Genomic DNA, 1,841 nt, shown 5'->3' with positions numbered 1-1,841 from the left:
CAGCTGCGGGCGTGACAGTTGCGGGCCCTCGGTCCGCGGGGTTCCGGCCGACTTCAGCATCCTCTGGTGATTGGCGAACCAGCCTGCGATCCGGATCAGGATCACGAACCCGATCACGGCAAGCAGGCCGAACCATACCGTGCTGACCTGCCCCAAGGGCAGAACGAACAGCGCCGCGGCAAGGGGCCCGAGGGCGGTCCCGGTGTTGCCGCCGACCTGAAAGCTGGACTGGGCGAAACCGAACCTGCCACCCGAGGCCATGCGGCAGACACGCGAGGCCTCCGGATGAAACAGTGCCGAACCGATGCCAAGCACCGCAGCAGCCGCGAGCAGGAGTGCGAATGAACTGGCCAAGGCCAATATCACGACGCCCACCGCCACCACCGCCATGGATACTGCCAGCATGTAGGGTTTGGGCCTGAGATCTCCGTAGAGGCCCATGATCGGCTGCAGAAAGCAGGCCGTGATCTGCTGCGCCAGCGTCAGCAGCCCCAGCTGAAAATAGCTGAGCGCGTACTCTGTCTTCAGCACCGGATAGAGTGCTGGCAGCAGGAACTGGATGAGATCATTGATCAGGTGCGTGCCGCTGACGGCCAGGATCACCGAATAGGAGGTCGGCATCAGAAGTGAACGGTGGGCAGTCATGGCGGTCCCGATCTGCAAAAAATAGATAAGGTATCGATCTGCCCCACGGTCGGGGCGTCACGCCCCTTATGACCGATGTCGCGGAGCCTTACGCGCGAGATAAAACACGGCTATCCAGTAGAAAAACTGCAGGATCAAAATGCCGATCTCCCTCAGGACGCTGCCGTCACTGAATGCCCTTCGCGCCTTTGAGGTCTCCGGGCGCCATCTGAACTTCCGCGCGGCGTCCGAGGAGTTGGGCGTCACGCAGGGCGCGGTCGCGCAGCAGGTTCGGCTCCTGGAGGATCATCTGGGCCTTCCGCTGTTTCACAGGATGCCACGCGGCCTCGCGCTGACGGGAGAGGGGAAGGCGTACCTTGCTGACGTGTCGCGCGCCTTCGCGCTGCTGAGTGCCGCCACCGATCAGCTGCAGCATCGTGCGGATGCCGTCACCATCAGCGTTACACCGACTTTCGCGACCCGGATGCTGATCCCGCAGTTGCCGGCCCTGCAGGCGGCGCTTCCGTCTGTAGAACTCCGCACCGTGGCGACGACCAGTATCTCGGATTTCGACCGCGATCAGGTCGATCTTGCGGTCAGGGAAGCGCGTCCCCCCTTCCCGTCCGCGTTGGAGGCCCGCTTTCTGTTTTCGCAAAAGCTTGTTCTTGTGGCAAGCCCGCACCTGCCGGGCGTGCCCTCATCCGAGACAGCACCCGATCAGATCGCCGACCTTCCGCTTCTGCATGACGGCTACGACTACTGGTCCAGATACTTCGGGACCCATGGCAAGGTACCGGGTGCAGTGTTCAACCAGTCGTCCCTGGCGCTGGACGCGGCGCTGGCAGGTCAGGGAATTGCAATAGCATGTCGGGCCTTTGTCCAGGAGGATCTGGATGCGGGGCGCCTTTTGAACCTCGGCGACGCAGGCTTCGATGCCGACACGGGGTTCTACCTGGTGCGGAAGCGGTCATCCCCGCCCGGCAGTGCCGTCGATGCCGTGTGGTCCTGGTGCATCGACAGGTACGGCAGCGGGTAGGGTTTAATCACCCGGGAAGGGGGATGGGTCTGGTATTATGACCCTAGGTGTTTGATCCCACGATTTGATGGTGAGATTCTTTCGAGGGAATGGAAGGATGCCCTATGGGACAGGTTCGTCACGGAAGCGCCACGACCACGCACGCGGTTAGAGCTGCAATACAGCGATCGCAAGCTTCGCT

2 protein-coding genes are annotated in these 1,841 nt (G+C 62.4%); one reads left to right on the top strand and one right to left on the bottom strand.

Annotated features, from left to right (window positions below; translation table 11 throughout):
* Positions 1–645 (bottom strand): MFS transporter (locus tag IE00_RS19325; RefSeq protein WP_139291564.1); only part of this gene is annotated, 645 nt, incomplete at its 3' end.
* A 139-nt stretch (positions 646–784) separates the two neighbouring features.
* On the opposite strand from IE00_RS19325, the gene IE00_RS19320 reads away from it, so the two are divergent.
* Complete coding sequence (locus IE00_RS19320; protein ID WP_072298779.1) at positions 785–1,660, top strand: LysR substrate-binding domain-containing protein; 876 nt, start codon at positions 785–787, stop codon at positions 1,658–1,660.
* The last annotated feature ends 181 nt before the right edge of the window (positions 1,661–1,841 follow it).

This window comes from Paracoccus sp. SM22M-07, assembly GCF_001887735.1.
In the GTDB taxonomy this organism is placed as follows: Bacteria; Pseudomonadota; Alphaproteobacteria; order Rhodobacterales; family Rhodobacteraceae; genus Paracoccus.
The sequence above is the reverse complement of the archived record's forward strand: the minus strand, read 5'-3'. Positions and strand labels throughout refer to the sequence as shown.